At 71.5% G+C, this 17,876-nt stretch carries 12 protein-coding genes; 4 read left to right on the plus strand and 8 right to left on the minus strand.

Going from position 1 to position 17,876, the window contains the following annotated elements; genetic code table 11:
- Positions 1 to 65 precede the first annotated feature (65 nt).
- Positions 66 to 800 carry an 8-oxoguanine DNA glycosylase gene (locus ACP56T_RS19195; RefSeq protein ID WP_430913778.1) on the minus strand — a complete coding sequence of 245 codons (735 nt, stop codon included), beginning with the start codon at positions 798 to 800 and terminating at the stop codon, positions 66 to 68.
- Positions 801 to 851: 51 nt separating this feature from the next.
- Here ACP56T_RS19195 and ACP56T_RS19200 point away from each other — a divergent pair, with 51 nt between their 5' ends.
- The 3 genes from ACP56T_RS19200 (at position 852) to cueR (ending at position 4,864) form a co-directional block, all read left to right on the plus strand.
- Positions 852 to 1,199 carry a helix-turn-helix domain-containing protein gene (locus tag ACP56T_RS19200; RefSeq protein WP_430913779.1) on the plus strand — a complete coding sequence of 116 codons (348 nt, stop codon included), beginning with the start codon at positions 852 to 854 and terminating at the stop codon, positions 1,197 to 1,199.
- Between the two features lie 687 nt (positions 1,200 to 1,886).
- Positions 1,887 to 4,418, plus strand: coding sequence for a heavy metal translocating P-type ATPase (locus ACP56T_RS19205; protein WP_430913780.1), 2,532 nt, complete (start codon positions 1,887 to 1,889; stop codon positions 4,416 to 4,418).
- Positions 4,415 to 4,864, plus strand: a complete 450-nt coding sequence (gene cueR / locus ACP56T_RS19210) for a Cu(I)-responsive transcriptional regulator (RefSeq protein ID WP_144766831.1) — start codon at positions 4,415 to 4,417, stop codon at positions 4,862 to 4,864. Before ACP56T_RS19205 ends, cueR begins: the two co-directional genes overlap by 4 nt.
- Before the next feature lie 481 nt (positions 4,865 to 5,345).
- Here cueR and ACP56T_RS19215 read toward each other — a convergent pair whose 3' ends face one another.
- The 7 genes from ACP56T_RS19215 to ACP56T_RS19245 all read right to left on the minus strand — a co-directional run bounded on the left by ACP56T_RS19215 (position 5,346) and on the right by ACP56T_RS19245 (position 13,693).
- The gene (locus ACP56T_RS19215; protein ID WP_430913781.1) at positions 5,346 to 6,113 is read right to left on the minus strand and encodes a nucleotidyltransferase family protein; all 768 of its coding nucleotides are present in this window, start codon (positions 6,111 to 6,113) and stop codon (positions 5,346 to 5,348) included.
- Positions 6,106 to 7,587 carry a dGTP triphosphohydrolase gene (dgt, locus tag ACP56T_RS19220; RefSeq protein ID WP_430913782.1) on the minus strand — a complete coding sequence of 494 codons (1,482 nt, stop codon included), beginning with the start codon at positions 7,585 to 7,587 and terminating at the stop codon, positions 6,106 to 6,108. Before dgt ends, ACP56T_RS19215 begins: the two co-directional genes overlap by 8 nt.
- Before the next feature lie 433 nt (positions 7,588 to 8,020).
- Complete coding sequence (locus ACP56T_RS19225) at positions 8,021 to 8,542, minus strand: hypothetical protein (RefSeq protein ID WP_144766833.1); 522 nt, start codon at positions 8,540 to 8,542, stop codon at positions 8,021 to 8,023.
- Positions 8,543 to 9,082: 540 nt separating this feature from the next.
- Positions 9,083 to 10,375, minus strand: coding sequence for a hypothetical protein (locus ACP56T_RS19230; protein ID WP_430913783.1), 1,293 nt, complete (start codon positions 10,373 to 10,375; stop codon positions 9,083 to 9,085).
- Between the two features lie 1,280 nt (positions 10,376 to 11,655).
- Complete coding sequence (locus tag ACP56T_RS19235) at positions 11,656 to 12,390, minus strand: hypothetical protein (RefSeq protein WP_430913784.1); 735 nt, start codon at positions 12,388 to 12,390, stop codon at positions 11,656 to 11,658.
- Positions 12,391 to 12,489: 99 nt separating this feature from the next.
- Positions 12,490 to 12,657, minus strand: a complete 168-nt coding sequence (locus tag ACP56T_RS19240) for a hypothetical protein (RefSeq protein ID WP_156453582.1) — start codon at positions 12,655 to 12,657, stop codon at positions 12,490 to 12,492.
- A 586-nt stretch (positions 12,658 to 13,243) separates the two neighbouring features.
- Positions 13,244 to 13,693, minus strand: a complete 450-nt coding sequence (locus ACP56T_RS19245; protein WP_430913785.1) for a hypothetical protein — start codon at positions 13,691 to 13,693, stop codon at positions 13,244 to 13,246.
- A gap of 723 nt (positions 13,694 to 14,416) precedes the next feature.
- Between ACP56T_RS19245 and ACP56T_RS19250 the strand changes: the two genes are divergently transcribed.
- Positions 14,417 to 16,987 (plus strand): sensor domain-containing phosphodiesterase, encoded by a 2,571-nt coding sequence (locus tag ACP56T_RS19250; protein WP_430913786.1) that lies wholly within the window; start codon positions 14,417 to 14,419, stop codon positions 16,985 to 16,987.
- Positions 16,988 to 17,876: the final 889 nt, after the last annotated feature.

Raw genomic sequence — 17,876 nt, forward strand, 5'->3', positions numbered from 1 at the left:
ACCGCCTGACATCGCGATCCCTGGACGCAAACCTAGACGATAGTGGCCTCTTTCGCCGGCCGCCGTCAAACGGGACCCCGGCCGATATTCCTCATCGCCCGCCACATCACCGCGTCGAGCAGGGACGGCCTGGCGCCGAGCGCCCCACAGAACTCCAGGAAGCGCCGCTCCAGCGCCTCGTAGTCGCGCGGCACCCGCATCGAGCGGTCGAAGAGGCCGATCAGGAGACCGGCCCGGATGATGTGAATATCCAGGATCGCGACCTCGTCGCTGCCCAGCCAGTTGCGGGTGATCCAGGATGCGGTCTTCGGCCCGATGCCCGGGATCCGCATGAGGTGGCGGCGGAACCCCAGGGCGTCGTCGGTCGGGGGCGGCTCATCCTCGATCATCCCCAACGCGACCGCGAGCCGTCGGGCCCGCTGGTGCGGGAAGCGGTAGCGGACCGGGCGGCCGCCGAGCAGGACCGGCTGCAGCAGGAGAGCTTCGATATCCGCCTCGGCCGGGCGGCGTCCCGGCACGAACACGCCGGCCTCCACCAACCGGTCGTGAACGGCATGGTTGACCTCAGCCGTGATGCCGTAGCCGCCGAGCAGGCAGAACCCGACCTCCTCCTGCAGGGAGCCGTCGCGGTTGACGAACCCGTCGGACTGCTCGCTGGCGCGGCTGACCATGTCCGCCCAGAACGCGGCACTCGGCACCCACTCGGGCCGACCCCAGCGGACCCCGGGCACGACCTCGGCATCCGGATCGGGCAGCGTACGCCGTGCAGCCTTCGGGCGGCCGTCCGCTTCGAGCAGCATAGTCGCGATTCCCCTTGACGCCGTCCCCGGATATTCATTTTCATTCAAACCATGAGAGGACGCAAGGCAGGATCCGGCGACGGAGAGCGCGCCACCATCGCGGCGGCGCTGGAACGAGCCCGCCGCGAGGACGGCCTGAGCCAGGACGCGCTCGCCCGCACGCTGGGCTCCAGCCAAGCCAACATTTCAAAACTCTTGCGCGGTCGACATACCCCCCGCCCGGAGCTGGAGGCAGCGATACGATCCTACCTCGGCGGCCGGCACAAGGGCGCCGCCCTCCCGTCGGAGGCATGGACGCGGCGCCTCCTCGCGGCCTGCGAACGCTCGCAGGCCTTCCGCGACGTCGTCGACGCGGCGCTGCTGCTTGTGGATGAAAATGAATATCCCGACCGAACATGACGGCGACCCGGGGGCCTCCGGCGTTCACGACCGACGACGCTCCCGGGTCGTCCGTCGCGGTCGACGGCCGGGTGCGGGCCGCAGCGCCCGGTCCGCATTCCGGCGGTGAGCACCGACGTGTCAGCCGCCTGAGCGGCTCCGACCACGCGGCAGGATGCACCTGAGCCGCCTCGGGAAAGCGGCACCGGCCCGGCTGCTGAACCGGCTCGGGAGCAGGGGGGGGGGGACGCCGCCGTGCCGCCGGCGCAGGCCCCGTTTCGGCGTCGGTCCCTGGCCCGCACCGGCCGATCACGTCCGCACGGACGGCCGCCTGCCGGGCTCGACCGCCGTCCTGCCGGCGACGGAAGAGCGCCGGCCACGAAGATGTGCGGGCATGTTCATCCCCGTCTCGCTTCCGCCAGGTTCCCGCGTTCGACGTCCGCCGCCAGCGCCCTCCGGCTCCGGCCGTGGCGTGCGGGCCGGCCACGCGCGCTGCCTACGCGACGTGCCTCATGCGGCAGCCGCACGCCATCTCCGCGACGGAAGGCGGCAAAGGGACCGGATCTCTTTCGAGGCATGGAGGACGACGCATCCGCGCGCCGCCGGAAGGGCGAAACCCGCCTTCGCGAGATCCCACCCTTGACCTTCCAACGATGGGAAGCCCCATTTCCGGCGGCGTCCGGTTCATGACACCTGAGGAGTTGGCCGATGGAGGCTCAGTCCAGGCCGAGGAAGGCCGCGGGAACGACAATCAGCCTGCCTGTCGAGGGGATGAGCTGCGCGTCCTGCGTCGGCCGTGTCGAGCGGGCCCTAGGCAAGGTCGAGGGCGTCGAGGCCGTCAGCGTCAACCTGGCTACGGAACGCGCAGATATCCGGGCCAGTGGTTCGCTCGATCCTGAGCGATTGGCGCAGGCCGTCGAGGCCGCCGGCTATTCCGTGCCTGCACAAGCCGTCGAGCTCTCCATCGAGGGCATGACCTGCGCATCGTGCGTCGGACGCGTCGAGCGCGCGCTCAAGGCGGTGCCGGGTGTCGCCGAGGCGACGGTGAACCTCGCGACCGAGCGGGCGAGCGTGCGCGGCACGGCCAACCTGCACGCACTCGCCGCCGCCATCTCCGCCGCGGGCTACACCGCGCGTCCGGTCGGCGGGTCCCCCTCCGTCGACGATGAGGCCGCGCGGCGCAGGGAGACCGAGCGTTCGGGCCTCGGGCGCGATCTCTCCATCGCCGCCGTGCTGACGCTGCCCATCTTCGTCCTGGAGATGGGTTCGCACCTCATCCCCGGCATGCACGCGATGGTCGCGCGGACCATCGGCATGCAGCAAAGCTGGTACGTCCAGTTTGCGCTGACGACCTTGGTCCTCGCCGTGCCCGGCATCCGCTTCTACGTGAAGGGCATCCCCGCGCTGGTTCGCCTCGCGCCGGACATGAACTCGCTCGTGGCGGTGGGCACGCTCGCGGCCTACGCCTACTCAGCCGTCGCGACCTTCGCGCCATCCTTGCTGCCCGCGGGGACGGTCAACGTCTACTACGAGGCGGCGGCCGTCATCGTCACCTTGATCCTGCTCGGCCGCTTCTTGGAGGCCCGGGCCAAGGGACGCACCTCCGAGGCGATCACGAGACTGGCCGGCTTGCAGGCGAAGGTCGCCCGGGTCCGGCGCGGCGGCACCTCGGTCGAGATCCCGGTGTCAGACGTCGTGGCCGGCGACATCGTCGAGGTGCGCCCCGGCGAGCGCATCCCCGTGGACGCCGCCGTGACCGACGGGGAGAGCTACGTCGACGAATCGATGATCACCGGCGAGCCGGTCCCGGTGGCGAAGACCCGAGGCAGCACGCTGGTGGGCGGGACCGTCAACAGGCAGGGTGCGCTCACCTGTCGCGCGACGGCGGTCGGCGAGGCGACCGTGCTGTCGCAGATCATCCGCATGGTCGAGGAGGCTCAAGGCTCGAAGCTGCCGATCCAGGCCTTGGTCGACAAGGTGACCATGTGGTTCGTGCCAGCCGTGATGGCGGCGGCGGCGCTGACTTTCGCCGCTTGGATCGTGCTCGGGCCGTCGCCGGCGCTGACCTTCGCGCTCGTCAATGCGGTGGCCGTTCTCATCGTCGCCTGCCCCTGCGCCATGGGCCTCGCCACACCCACCTCGATCATGGTCGGCACCGGTCGGGCCGCCGAGCTGGGCATCCTCTTCCGCAAGGGTGAGGCGCTCCAACTCCTGAGGGATGCCAAGGTCGTCGCGGTCGACAAGACCGGCACGCTGACCGAGGGTCGTCCCGCCCTGACGGATCTGCAGGTGACCGCAGGCTTCGACCGTGCGTACGTACTGGGGCGGATCGCGGCCGTCGAGGACAGGTCCGAGCACCCGATCGCACGGGCCATCGTAGCGGCGGCGCAGGCCGAGGCCATTCCGCTACCCGAGGTCCAGGCCTTCGAAGCCGTCGCCGGATTCGGCGCCAGGGCCGAGGTCGACGGCGAGCGGGTGGAGATCGGCGCCGACCGCTACATGCGTGAGCTCGGGCTGAACGTCGGGGCCTTCGCCGCGGCCGCGGCGCGGATGGGCGACGAGGGCAAATCCCCGCTCTACGCCGCCATCGGCGGGCGCTTGGCCGCGGTCATCGCGGTCGCCGACCCCATGAAGGACACGACCCCAGCCGCGGTCGCCGCGCTGCGCGCCCTCGGGCTCAAGGTCGCGATGATCACGGGCGACAACCGCCGCACGGCTGAGGCCGTCGCGCGGCGGCTCGGCATCGACGAGGTGGTCGCCGAGGTGCCGCCCGCCGGCAAGGTCGAGGCGGTGCGTAGGCTGAAGGCGGAGCACGGTAAGCTGGCCTTCATCGGCGATGGCATCAACGACGCGCCCGCACTCGCGGAAGCGGATGTCGGCTTGGCAGTCGGCACCGGCACCGACGTCGCCATCGAGGCCGCCGACGTGGTGCTGATGTCGGGCAGCCTGGGCGGGGTCGCGACCGGCATCGCGCTGTCGCGCGCGACCATCGCCAACATCCGGCAGAACCTGTTCTGGGCATTCGCCTACAATACGGCCCTGGTCCCGGTGGCAGCAGGGGCGCTATACCCCGCCTGGGGCGTCCTGATGTCGCCGGTCCTCGCCGCGGCCGCGATGGCCCTGTCGAGCGTCTTCGTCCTCGGCAACGCGCTGCGGCTGCGCGGCTTCCGTCCGGAGGAGGCGATACCGCGCGCCGGCCTCCGCCAGGTCGGCGCGCCGGCGATGGGAGGAACTCCATGAACATCGGTCAGGCAGCCAGGGCCTCCGGCGTCTCGGCCAAGATGATCCGCTACTACGAGCAGACCGGCCTGATCCCGCCGGCCGGCCGCAGGGATTCTGGCTACCGGGACTACTCGTCCGAGGACGTGCACATGCTGCGCTTCGTCCGGCGGGCCCGGGACCTTGGCTTCTCCATGGCCGCGATCAACGAGCTCCTCGACCTGTGGCGCGACCGGTCAAGGCGGAGCGCCGACGTCAAGCGGGTCGCGACGGCGCACATGATCGAGCTTCGCGAGAGGATCGCCCACCTGAGCCAGATGGTCGCCACGCTCCAGACATTGGTTGATTGCTGTTCGGGCGACCACCGGCCGGATTGCCCGATCCTGGCCGACCTGGAGGAGCCCGCCGAGGAACACCCCCGGAAGCATCCGTCAGGCGCCCTGCAGCGTCCCAACCCACGGCCTTGATCGAGCTGGACCCGGGAGCGTGCCGCCCGGCCCGCGCCCCTTCCCCTCGTCGCGGCGCCGCACCCCGTCGACCGGCCATCTCCAAGGGCATTCCGGTCCGGGAAACGCGCCCGCGCCCCGATGGGACGTGGTCGGCGCGCGCCCTGGCCACACGGCCATGCTCGCACGCAGTCACCATGCGTTGCCGCCCGCCGCGCGCTGCCGTGGGTTGATTGACGCCCGACCTCGGCCCGGTGGCCAGGGGTGGTGGCGTCCGCCTCGGCGCAAGGTCGGTTCCGTGGACAAGGCCCGGCAACTCGCGAGGCGCCCCGGCCTCGAAGCCGGGATCGCGCGGGCCGGACCAGGACGATCCGGGGCACCTCGGCGCCGGCGGCGCACGATGGGCACGGTCGGGGCTCCTAAACCGGTTCGTCCGGTCCCGCCCGTCCCGGCCGGGTTCCTCTTCACCCGCCACGGTGGCGAGGGCCGCAGGGCCCCATTATCACGGTCGTGCTTGCTCGCTCCGGGCAAGGCCGGTCGGCGCGCCCGCGTGCCGCGCCGGCGGCCGTGGCCCCGTGCCGGAGGATAGCGGGCGCAGGTCTGCCAGGATGCTGGACAGGCGTGATGCGAGGTTCCTGTCGAGGCTCCCCGCATGCCCCTTGGCCATCCTGCGGAGATACCTCTCCAGGCCAGGCCCGACGGCCTGCTGATGTTCGAGGAGGATCCGTAACGCGCGGACCACGACCCCGTGCGGGTTCGGGTTCTCTTCCAGGTTGGTGTCGACGACCGCGTCGCGCAGCCAGGCCGTGAAACGCGGCCCGTGGTGAACCTGGCGGGAGCCGCACAGGTAAACCACGGCGTCGCAGTCGAAGAAGGTGGTGTGCACCAGGTCGGCCAGATGGGCGGCCTGCACGTGGCCGGACCGGACCGCCCAAGTGGAGGGTAGGGCCCACACGTCGTACGTGTGGCGGCGCCCGGCGATGCGGTAGCCGCCGAAGCGGTTCCGAACGGCCGCGCCGTCCCGCATCAGCTCCGCCAAGCGCGCCGGCGGCGCGTGCACGACCAGGTCCACGTCCGACGCGAAGGCCGCAGCCCCGCCCCGGGCGAGGTCCCGAGCCATGCCGCCGAAGATCGCAACCTCGCCCACCTGCCCGAGATGGCCGATCAGATCCGCGATCTCGGGGCCCCCGCGAGCCTCGTCCGCGAGGAAGGCCTGCATCCGCCGGCACAGCTCCGCGCCGTCGCGGACGGGGGAGCCAAGGTCAGCCATGGTGCCGCCTCAGGTCGTCGCGCAGGGACACCGCGAACGTGTCGGTCATACCCGAGATCATGTCGGTGACGAGCTGCAGTTCGCGGTAGCGCAACGGCATCGCGTTCCCGGGCGCCTCGGCGACGCGCCGGTAGTTCTCCGAGATCCGGGAATACACGTAGGCCGGCAACGCCTCGCGGTCGGAGCGCAGGTCGTCCGGATCCTTGCGCCCGACGATGGCCTTCCAGAACATGTCCATGAGCTCGTGGACGGTCCGGTGCCCGTCGAGCTCGACTTCGAGGACGCTGCGGTGGCGGTAGACGTGAAACTTGGCGAAGCGCTTCAACGAGGTCCACAGCACGACCGCCTCGGAGGCCGCCATCAGCTCCCTGTCGAACGCGCCGGCCATGATGGCATCCCGGTTCGCCACGAACGCCCCGACCGCGGCCCGCACCATCTTCCCGATGGCGTCGACGCGGAACATCTGCATCGAGATGTCGTCGAGTTCACCGGGCGACAATCCCGCGTCCCGGAACTCGGCGTGGCTGCGCTCGGCCCGCTCGCAGACGTCGAGCGTCAACTCGTCGTCGCAAGCGTCGTGACGCAGCCAAGCCATCAGCACGTTGAAGTTGATCAGCTTCTTCTTGGCCGCGTCCTCGACGTCCACCACCGAGTACGCGATGTCGTCGCAAGCCTCCATCACAAAGGTCAGGGGATGGCGGACGCCCTGCCGCAAGCCGGTCTCGGCCCAGACCTCGGCGGCGATCTCGGCCTCCGATTGGAAGAAGTTGAACTTCTTTCTTGCCTGGGAGGTCTTGTCGACCGCGTCCGACGGCACGGGGTACTTCATCAGGGCCGCCAGGAAGGCATAGGTCATGTTCAGGCCGAAGTCGTCGTTCAGGATCTGCAATCGCGTCAGCAGCCTGAACGCCTGTGCGTTGCCCTCGAATTTCAGGAAATCACGGCGCATCGGCTCGCTCAGGTCCGGCGCGTCGAAGATGTCGAACGAGGTCGGGTCATCCTTTCGCCGGGCGGAGTGGCGCTTCACCCAGGTCTGGATCGCGGTCTCACCCTGATGTCCGAATGGCGGATTGCCGAGGTCGTGGGCGAGCCCGATGGCCTCAAGGAGGGCGGGCACGTTGCGCAGGGGCTCGACCTCCGCGGGGAACCCCAGTGCCCCGCCGTGCACGAAGGCGAGGGTGGTCCCCATGCTCCGCGCCATGTTCGCCACCTCGTGGCTGTGGGTCAGCCGGGTGCGGACGCTGTCGTTGCGTTCCAAGGGGAAGACTTGGGTCTTGTCCTGGAGGCGCCGCACCGGCGTCGAGAACAGGATACGGTCGTGGTCACGCTCGTGCTCGGTCCGGTCCTCGCCCAGCCGCGCCGTGTAGGCTCTGCCTGCGGCCTTACCCTTGCGCCGCTGGGAGTTGAGGAGGCGTCCCCAGTCGAGTTGATCTGCCATCCCTCGATCCCGTTGCGGCGAGGACGCCCGGTCCACCGCCCACCCACAACACCGTGCACCCCGGTCTACGTTCCGGCCCGCCGACGCGTCACGCCGGGATTCCGCTGTTGTCCACGGATTCCGTTCGGAACGGTGCCACTCGCGCCGGCAAGACACTAGGGCAGGCGCACCAGGATTGGAACATAGGGCGAACGAGATCGGCGGGGACCGGCCGCTCCGGAGGGCTCGGCCTAGCCCCGCCTACACCGAACTCGGAGGAGCGGCGCATGCCAGCGCCCTGCGCGACCGGCGTGTCCTGCTCGGAGCCCGCACCCTGAGCGGAAGCGGCGCGCGGCGACGCGTCGTCTGCATCGCCAGCCGTGCCCGCCGGCAGCCACACCCGGCGCGCGAACACACAGATGGCCCGCCCCGACGGCACTGGCGGGCCGGGCGAGGGGGCACGAGCGGGCCCGGCGCGCCGCCGCGGCCCTCACGCCGGTTCCGGGCGCTCCTGTGGCTCGCGATCCGGGCCTTCCGCACCCGGCGCCGTCACGGCTACGGCGACCGCAGCACCGACGATGGCGCCTCCCAGGGCCGCCGCGGCCAATGCCGCAGGTGCCGGCGACCGACCCTTGAGCGCCTCGGCCAGGACGGCCTCCGCTTCGGCCTCGCTCTCACGCACAGCGAGCATCAGCTTGGGACCGAACTTGAGGACCGATCCGGCGCCCTCGTGGTGGATGGCGGGGCTCGGCGGCTCGACCTCGCGGACCCGTTCCGCGCTGACCATCATCTCGATGGCCCCCTCGGGAGGGGTCAGCCGAGCCATGGCAGCCCCGGCTGCGGCGAACTTCGCGGCCAGGGAAGCCACCGTTTCCACGGAGTAGATCCGGTCACCTGTGATGCGGAGCATCACCGCATCCTTGAACTCGTGGTCAAAAGCCTGACGCATCCACAGGAGCTCGTCCGGAGCGATATACTCGACGTCGCCACCCGGCATCCTGACGATCACCATGTCGGCTCCCCCTGTCATCTAAGCTCGACAACAACATGAGTTCGAGCTTGGTGTCCATAAGGCGCTGCGTGCTTTCACCGGCTGCCGGACCGTCGGTCGCGGGAACCTTGGCCGTTTCCAATGCCCGCGCGGCTGGGCGACATCCCGAGGCCTCGCCACCGGCAACGCGAGCGGCCGTGGAGCATGCCCGCGGCCGTTCCATCCGCGTCCGATCCCGGCACGCGCCCGGCCATGGTAGGTGCGGCCCGAGGAACATGGCGCCGCCGTGCCGCCTCGCGTCGCTTCAAGAGGACAGGGGGAACCGGAGAGTGCCCGCTCGATCCCTCCTACGATACTGTGCGGCCCGAGGCTTCCGTCGCCACGTGCCGAGCCGGCAGGGCGGCTGCCGACCGGTGCCGGCGCGCCCCGAAGGCGCCCCGGTTCATCATCGAACCCGGACCGGCGACGTCGGCCCGGGGCTTGCGCCGCTCGCGCTATGTGGGGCCGGCGCCCGCGACATCGGCCGGCCCTCCCTTCAACCCGCGCCCGGCAGAACGCCGTTCAGGGCAAGGGGCCTGTTCCTGGATCGGGCGCGGCCGACCGCGTCATGAAGAACCGCTCCTTTCCCTCCACCCACGCGAAGCCGACGCGCGCCAGTTTGGAGACCGCTGGTCCACCGTCGTCGGCGGCGAACCGCAGGGTCACGCCCTCGGCGTCGGCGGCCCGGACGAGCCAGTCCGCGAAATCCGCCGGAAGCTGGCCACCGGCGCGGCAAGCGATCACGAGCTGGTCCTCCGCGTAGGCATCGAGCACGAAGCCGTCGCCGCCGTCCCGTTCCAGGATGCGGCGCATCAGGCGGAAGGAGGAGGTGTCGAGTTCCGGCGGCACATGGGCGTCTAGACACGCGTCCACCTCGGCCCAGGCGGGCCGGTCGGCCCGGTGGCCGGGCCCGACGAGATCCTCTGCCCTGTGCTGCATCGAGCCGAGCTGAAGGTCGAAGCAGGTGGCGACCGCAAACCGGATCCCGTGTCGCGCCAGGATAGCCCGAGCCCGCCCGGACAGGTCGCCGCTGCGTTCGACGGCGACCTCCATGACCTCCAGCCCGGGATGGCGCCGCAGCACGGTTTCCAGCGCCTCCCCCAAGCCGCCCCAGATATCGCCCTGCAGCCCTTCGAGCAGGCGACGACGCCAGGGCGGCCCCTCCAAGCCCCGCTTCCTCGGTCCCCCGACCGGGGGCGACCGCAGAACCGGCGCGGCCCGGGCGAACGACGCGCTTCGGACCGCTCCTAACTCCGCCTCGAAGATGGCGTCCGCGAGGCGCACCACGAGGGGCGCGAGCGCCTTCCGCGCCGTCTTGCGGAACTCATGCGCGACCGACCGCACCTGACGGGCAAGCGTGTCGTCGCGTGCCCCCGAATCGTACCCGACCGCTCGCGAGCGGCCCGCCCCCTGGGCGAAGGTCCGGGCTTCGAGGGCCTCGACCGCGCGCATCAGGATCGGGAGCGCCTCCAGGAAGCGGACGGCACCGTCGAGGTGATCCCGCGCCGTGGTGTGCTCCGGGACCTCGCCCGCGATCTGTCCGACAGCCGCGAGGAGGCCGGAGACGTCCCGCGGGTCCCGCAGTTGCGGCAAGGCGGAGAAGGCGGCGCGATGGAGTGGGTTGCGCGACCTGGCGAGCGGCATGACGACCCCGTCGAGCCACGTCTGCCTGAGGTGCTTGCGTAAGCCGACGTCCAGGCCGTGCAGCTTGGACCGCAGGATGCCTCCCGCTTGGCTGGCAGTGAGAAGGTTGTCCAGCAACACGTTCAGGATCATGCTCGATTCGGGCGCGCAAACCGCGAAGACGGCCCGCATCGCCCGACGGATTTCCTCCTCCGAGACGGGCGGGATGCCGGCGGTAGAAGCGTCGGACGCGTTGAAGGCACACGGAACTTGGCCGGAAGTGGGCATGCGGGCACCGGAGAGTTGGGACGGAGCCGCCCCGCCGCGGATCAGGCACCCTCGCGGGGCCCGCCGGGACCGCTGCTCGCGAGTGGCGCGGGCCCGAATCGGCAGAGTGCTGCTCCGCCCGGGAGCACGCGTTGATCGTCCGGGCGGTCGTGAAAGGGACAAGCTGCGGCCCGCCCTCCGATCCTCGGCCGCAAGCGGGGACATCCGTGTGCCAAGCAAGGCCTGGCCCGCGCGGTCACAGGATTGCGTGGCTCTCAGGCCGAGCGCTGGTCTCGCCTAACTCCGGTGAGGGCGGTGACGCGGACGGGGAGTTGAGCGGGGTCTGGACCTTCCGCGTGTTTCACAACCGCTCGGAACCCCTGACCGGGATCGGGGATCTGCTCGCGGGGAAGGGCGCGCTCACGGTCGAGCATGCTGCGGCACCTGGCGCGTTGCCAGCTTATCGCTCGGCACCTGCGGGGCCCTGATCGAGTCCTTCGTCCTTAACGCCATGCACATGCGGTGGAGCTTGGTACCGCGCGATCCCGCGAGCGGAGAGCCCACCTTCCTCGGGCGTCTCGACCACGAGACCGGCGGCGAGTGGCTGCTTCCCCCTTCGACTTCCCGGGCGAGTTCTGCTCCTCCCATGTGCAATTCGGTGCCCTGGCGTCTTCCCGACCGGGTCGACCAGCGCATCGGTGACTGGCTCGACGCCCACGAGGCCCTCCAATCCGAGGAGGTGGCGGCCGCGGAGGTCGGGGGACATGGTTCGCCGATGGCGCCGGGTCAGGAACCGTGGCCCGGGCCGCCGGGTGCCCGAGGCGGGCACGTGCGTCTCGACGAGGAGGGGTGCGCCGGGCGCTCCGCACCATCCGACCGGCCGGAGGGCGAGGGCGAGCCCGGCGGGGCCGCGGTCGTGCCGGGCCCCGTCGGTGCATCGCTGCAGCGGCGCGGGGACGGCGACGCTCGTGCCCACCATCGCGCGCCCCTGCCCCCGCCTCGACGCCTTCTCAAAGCGCCTGTCGGTTGCGCCCGGCGAGCGGCTTGGCTTCCGACGGCCCCTGCCACTCGGCGAGGGATTGCCGCGGCCCGATGTCCGCTGGGGCCGCGAAGCAGGGACATCGGCCCCTGGATTGGGCGCGCCTCGCCCTCCGGGTCGGACGTCAGGGCCCGGCGGGCGACGGCGGCCCATGGCCCTGCCGGGCCTAGCGGCGGCTTGCCGCCATCCGGTCGACCATGTTCCGGCCGGCCTTGCCCCGCAACGCCCAGGCATGAGCCCGCGACGCTGCCGGCGGGCCGGCGGGCGGGACGGTCCGCATCGGATCCACGTCACGGCTGCGCGGGGACGCGTAGCACGCGGCGATCCAGGCATGCACCGCGCCGACGAGCGCCGCCATGGTCACGGCGCTTCGCCCTTGACCGTCCCGACAGGCCCCGGACCGGCCCAACAGGGCGTTGAGGTGCGCCTGTCCCGGAAGTGCACGTGCGGGCCGGTGCAGGACCTGGATCCCCATCCGCCACGCGGCCTCGTGGAAGCCCGTGTCATGGTACCCGACGGCGTGGTCCACCACGATGACTTCCGGCACGCCCAGGCACGGCCAGGCCGCACCGAGCCCGCCCGCCGCGCCCGAGCCGTCACCGAACAGCCTGAGGACATCGACCGGTCTGCGCCGCTCCGCGTCGAGGGCGGCGGCGACGACTAGGCCCGTGCCCTCGTCGCGGCCCAGCGTCATGTGGACGACGTCGAGGCCGAGGTCCGCGACGCGAACGGCGAGGGCTGCCTGGCTGATGCCTACGCACGCCAGCGCACGCGGGGAGGGGACGTTGACCGGCCTGTACCGGTCGTGCGCGTCCGGCGGCACCTGGCGGCACGATGCTGCCCGGGCGGGATCATCGAGGGCGGGAGGGGAGGCGTTCGTTTCCTGGTCACGGGTCTTCATCACGGAACTCCGGCATGACGGCCGCGGGGCGGCCCGTCGCTGGACAGGGGACTCCCCCGGCCTGGGCCGGGGGAGGGGAGCGAACCGCGGTGCGGACGCTCAGCGGTCGGCGTCGTCCCCGTCGGAGGGGCCCCGCCCGTCGATGTCGGCGGCCCGGCGGCCCAGGGCGCGCGCGATGTCGCCGTCCCACCGGTCGAAGTCGGGGTCGAGGAAGGCAGCGGAGACGGGGTCGTCGTCGGTGAGGCCACCGAAATCCAGGTCGTCCATGGGTCTTGTCCTCTCGCAGGCGAAGGGACCGGGCCCGCGCCCCTCGGGGGCGGGTCCTCGGCGATGGTCGCCAACGGGATCCAGGACGAACGCAACGAGACGCTTGCGCAGGCGCGCATGTGCGGCTAGTGTACTCTCGTCGATCCGAGCGGCCTGGCAGCCTCTCGGAGAAACCCGCTGGCCTTGGCTGGCCAATCCCGAGCCTTTGGGCGCGGGATGCCTGACACTCGCGGCAGCTGCGACACTGAGAGGCGAGTTCAGGGTAAAGCGCGCGGCCCATGGGCCGCGCGTTTCTTTTTGCCCGTCCGAGACTTGAGGTCCCGGGTCAGCCCGACCCAAGGGCGGGCCACGAGCCCGTGCCCGCCCGACCGGCCGGTCAGCCGCCGGAGCATGCGGGCGAGAGGTCAACGCCCGCTTGAGGTGACTGGCCGCCATGCACGCCTCCATCATCCAAGTCGAATAGTACCATGTTCCGGCAAGTTTTTACACCTGCGGTGTAGCTTGCCCGGACTGACTTTTCCCGGTTGGTTAAGGTTCAGGCACCCGCCCGCCCCGACTTCTCCGGCCGCCGTCATCTGGCGCCTACTTACGCCGGAGGCAGCGCGTACCACCGGCGAGCAAGCTCATCGTGGCGGACCAGGCCCAGGCGCTTCAAACGCGTCTTCGCCTTCTCGGAAGCGTCCTTGCTCATCTTGGCGTCTCGGACGGCATCGTTCAGCTCGGTCCCGGACAGGCCGGCCTCTCCAGCCCGCTCCAGCGCCTCCACGATCACCGTGGCCGCACGACCTAGGACCAGGGAAGGCGCCCCCGTCCGCACGGGCTTCGCCGGCGCGGGGGGCGAGGTCGGCGTCACGGGCGAGGGCATCGGGACAGGCTCCGTCCCCGCCTTTGCCAACAGCTCCTCCATGCGCTCCTTCTGAAGGTAGAGGACCGCCAGACGCGACGCGGTCGAGCGCAGGAACCTGTTCTGCTCCTCGACGACCTTCTCGATCTCCTCCTCGATGCGCCTGACGGCGGAGCGAAGGTCGTTGAACATGGCGTGCTCCCCTGGCCTGAAGCGGCGCAGCCCTGAACGAAGCTGCAGGCCAGGGCATCCATGGCCATGGCCATACCTACGGCACCCGGCGACGGACGGCAAGCATTTCGGACCATGGCCCGCCAGCGAATGGCGGTAAGGTTAAACAAGCCTTTCAGCGGATGCGTATCGCCCTCCGGAGCCATCTCGGCCGCGCCTCGGCGCGCCACCCGAATGGACACCGGGCCGGACGCGGTCGCCCGTTCCGACGCGACGCCGCTGGAGCCCAGGGCCAGGTGCCGGTGCGGAGCCTCCCTCGCGGCAGCGCTCGCTCGCGGACATTGTGCCGAACACGGCCATGGCGCCGTCGGGAACCGGCGCCGATGCAGCCCGGCCCTGGGGTAGACCGGCCATGGCCAGGCCCCCGCTGGGCCCTGCGTGGGTCGGCGGGCCGAGGCCGCGCGGCTCAGACCGCGGCTCCCGCAAGTCGCGTGTCGCGACCGTTTCGAGGGAAGGCCGGCCGGGGGACGCGGCATGCCGCGCGAGCCCACGCCCCGGCCCACAAGACGCCGGCGCCCTGTCATGGCCAGTCTAGCGAGGCGGCCGGGCCAGAATGCCGGACCAGAACCCCCCGTAGGTATGCCTTAACGGTTGACGGCGATACGTTTGCTTGAACGGCGGCGCAGCGAGCCGCCCGCCCCTCCCGATGAAGGCCGGTCGAACGGCCGGGCACTGGACGAGCGCATGATCCCGCCTGCCGATCACGAGGCCGAACGCCTGACGGCCTTGCGCAGCCTCGGCATCCTCGGTTCGCCGCCCGATCCCGATCTCGACGCCATCTGCCGCCTCGCCGCCGAGATGCTCGGCACGCCGACCGTGGCCGTCTCCCTCGTCGACGCGGAACGGCAGTGGTTCGTGGCGGGCGTCGGGACCTTCGCGGTCAGCACGGCCCGGAATGCCGCCTTCTGCAACCACGCCATCCGGTCAGACGACATCCTCGTGGTCGAGGATGCCGGCCTGGACCCGCGCTTCGCGGGCAACCCGCTCGTCACCGGCGCGCCCGGCATCCGGTTCTACGCCGGCGCGCCACTCAGCCTGAAGCACGGCCTGCGGCTCGGCACCCTCTGCCTCATCGACACGCAGCCGCGGGCGCTGGATGACGCGCGGAGGCGCCGGCTCCGCGACTTCGCCGCACTCGCCGTCTCGCACCTTCGCCTGCAGGAGACGAAAGTCGCCCTGCAGGCGCGCGAGAACGAACTGCACCGGGCAAACCGCGACCTCGGCATGGCGGAGCGTTGGGCCAAGATCGGCCACTGGCGCATCGCCTTCCCCAGCGAGCGCATCACGTGGTCGGACGGGATGTACCCCATCTTCGGCCGTCCACCCGGGGCCGGGGCGCCGACGAAGCAAGCGGTGCTCGACACGTTCCATCCGGAGGACCGCGAGGATGTGCGCGTCGCCCTTGAGAGGACCGCCATGGGAGGTGAGGCCTACGAGCATCGTCCGCGCTTCGTTCGTACGGACGGCGAGATCCGCGTCGTGCTGGCCCACGCGGTCGCCGAGCGGGACGCCGCGGGCGAGGTCGTCGGGCTGTTCGGCGCCTGCATGGACGTGACCGACCTCGTCCGGGTCGAGGACGACCTGCGCGCGACCTCGGCGCTGCTCCGCGCGACCTTGGAGCACATGGACCAGGGCCTCCTCATGGTGGACGCCGCACGGCGTGTCCGCGTGCACAACCGGCGCGCGCTTGAGCTTCTCGACCTGCCGGGAGAGCTCCTGCGCGGCGAGCCGAGTTTCGAGGCGGTGCGGCGCCATCAGGCCGCCCGCGGCGAGACGGCGGACCCGGCCGAAGCGCCGCGTCCGTCGGGACGGGAGCAGGGGAGGGAGGCCGACAGCCGGATCCACGAGCGGGAGCGCCCGGAGGGGACCATCCTTGAGGTCCGTACGGTGCCGCTCGAAGGCGGCGGAATGGTGCGCACCTACACGGACATCACCGCGCGCAAGCGGGCCGAGGCCCAGATCGCCCACATGGCGCACCACGACGCGCTGACCGGCCTCGCGAACCGGACCCGCTTCCGCGAGTGCCTCGACCGACGGCTCGCGGAGGTCGGCCACCACGACGCGACGTGCGCCGTGCTCTGCCTGGATCTCGACCACTTCAAGGCGGTGAACGACACGCTCGGCCATCCGGCCGGCGACGCGCTGCTACGGTCCGTCGCTGCCCGGATGCGCGACCGCCTGCGGGAGGGGGACGTCCTGGCGCGGCTCGGCGGGGACGAGTTCGCCGTGCTGACCGCTCCCGTCGCCAACCCGGGGCAGGCCGCCGCCGTGGCCGCGCGCCTGGTCGAGGCCCTTCAGGCGCCGTTCCGCATCGAGGGACACGAGATCACGGTCGGGGCCAGCATCGGGATCGCGCTCGCGCCGGAGCACGGCCGGGACGGCGACACGCTGTTCAAGAACGCCGACCTCGCGCTTTACGCGGCCAAGGACTCGGGCCGCGACGGGTATCGGTTCTATCACCCTGCGATGGGCCAGGCCGCGAGCGGCCGGCAGCGGCTGGAGCTCGACCTGCGCGGCGCGCTCGCGCGGGACCAGTTCGAGCTGCACTACCAGCCCGTGGTCGACGCGCGCTCGCTGGCGGTCACCGGGTTCGAGGCGCTGATCCGCTGGACGCACCCGACCCGGGGCCGCGTCCCGCCGGACGCCTTCATACCGGTGGCCGAGGAAACGGGGCTCATCGTGCCGGTCGGCGAGTGGGTGCTCCGCAACGCCTGCGAGGAGGCGGCGCGATGGCCGGGAGACATCCGCCTGGCCGTCAACGTCTCGGCCGTCCAGCTGATGCGGCCCGGCCTGGTCGAGGGCGTCGTCGCGACGCTGGCCGCCACCGGCCTGCACGCCGGTCGCCTGGAGTTGGAGATCACCGAGACCGCGCTCCTGCGGGACAACCCCGCGGTCCTGGCCTTCCTGCACGAGTTGCGAGGCCTCGGCGTGCGCTTCGCGCTCGACGACTTCGGCACAGGATACTCTTCGCTGAGTTACCTGCGGAGGTTCCCGCTCGACCGGATCAAGATCGACCGCTCCTTCGTCGAGGCGGTGGACGATCCGGGCACGGCAGCCATCGTCGGGGCCATCGCCGGCCTAGGGGCCTCCCTCGGCGCTGCGGTCACGGCCGAGGGCGTCGAGACGGAGCGGCAGCTCCACGCGGTGCGGCTGTCCGGCTGCGGCGAGGCGCAGGGATACCTGTTCGGCAAACCCCTGCCCGCGGCCGAGGCCGCCGCCTTCCTGCGCCGGAAGGCCGGGACGAAGGCCGCATGACCCGGGCAGCCCTGGGACCGCTGCGGGCGGGGCAGGTCACGATGCGGACCGCCCTGGCCTGCGCGCCGCGGATGATCCGGCGGATGCCGCGCAGCTAGCTTGGCGGTAGGCGACACGGCCGCTTAAGATTCGTTGCGGTACGCTCGATTCGGCGAACGTCCGTCACGTTCGTCGCCGCCGTCGCAGGGTCGGATACCCGGCCGGCACTTCGCGGTTACCAAGACAGCGGAGGCGGTCGGAGGCGCCCATGGAGGCTCGGCCGACCACGGCGCTCGACGAGACCTCGCCGGCGGACCTGTTCGCGGCCTCACCGGTCGCGGCCGGCCGCCCCCCCAGCACGTTCCGGCCAGGCTGAGCCGGCGGGCGTTCTCGGGAGCGGGTTCGTCGGACCCTGGATGCCTCTCGAAGTTTTAACGGCAGCCGGTCCACCCCTCGGCCCAGCCGCGACGCCTCCCGGCCAGCTACGACGCAATGCAGAGGTGCATGCGTAGATCCCTCACCGTGGTGACGGCGAACGCAAGACGCCGACCCGCTCGTCCGGTCGCGCGCGCCCGCACTCGTCCCGGACCCGCTTCTCGACCGCTCGGGCGCCGGGGCCACGTGTTCGACCTCTCGCCGCGCACGCGCGCCTCGCCGGCCTCCTGTGCCGCACGCGCGGACAAGGAGCCCCTCGAAGAACGCCGCGCATCCGTGGCACCCGGCGGCACCAGCAGCCGCCGGGATTGGTCCTGTGCGAGCGTGCATGGACGCACCGCGACCGTGCAGCCGCCGCCCCGTCGCGCGTCGGCGCGGATTGCCCCAAATCCGACGACCGCCTTCGCCGGCGTAAGCCGGTCAACGCAGCGTTCCCAGGGTTTCGCGCGGGCCTTGGCCGCTCGCGTAGGGCTCC

It is taken from the genome of Methylobacterium endophyticum (assembly GCF_050591105.1).
Classification (GTDB): Bacteria; Pseudomonadota; Alphaproteobacteria; order Rhizobiales; family Beijerinckiaceae; genus Methylobacterium.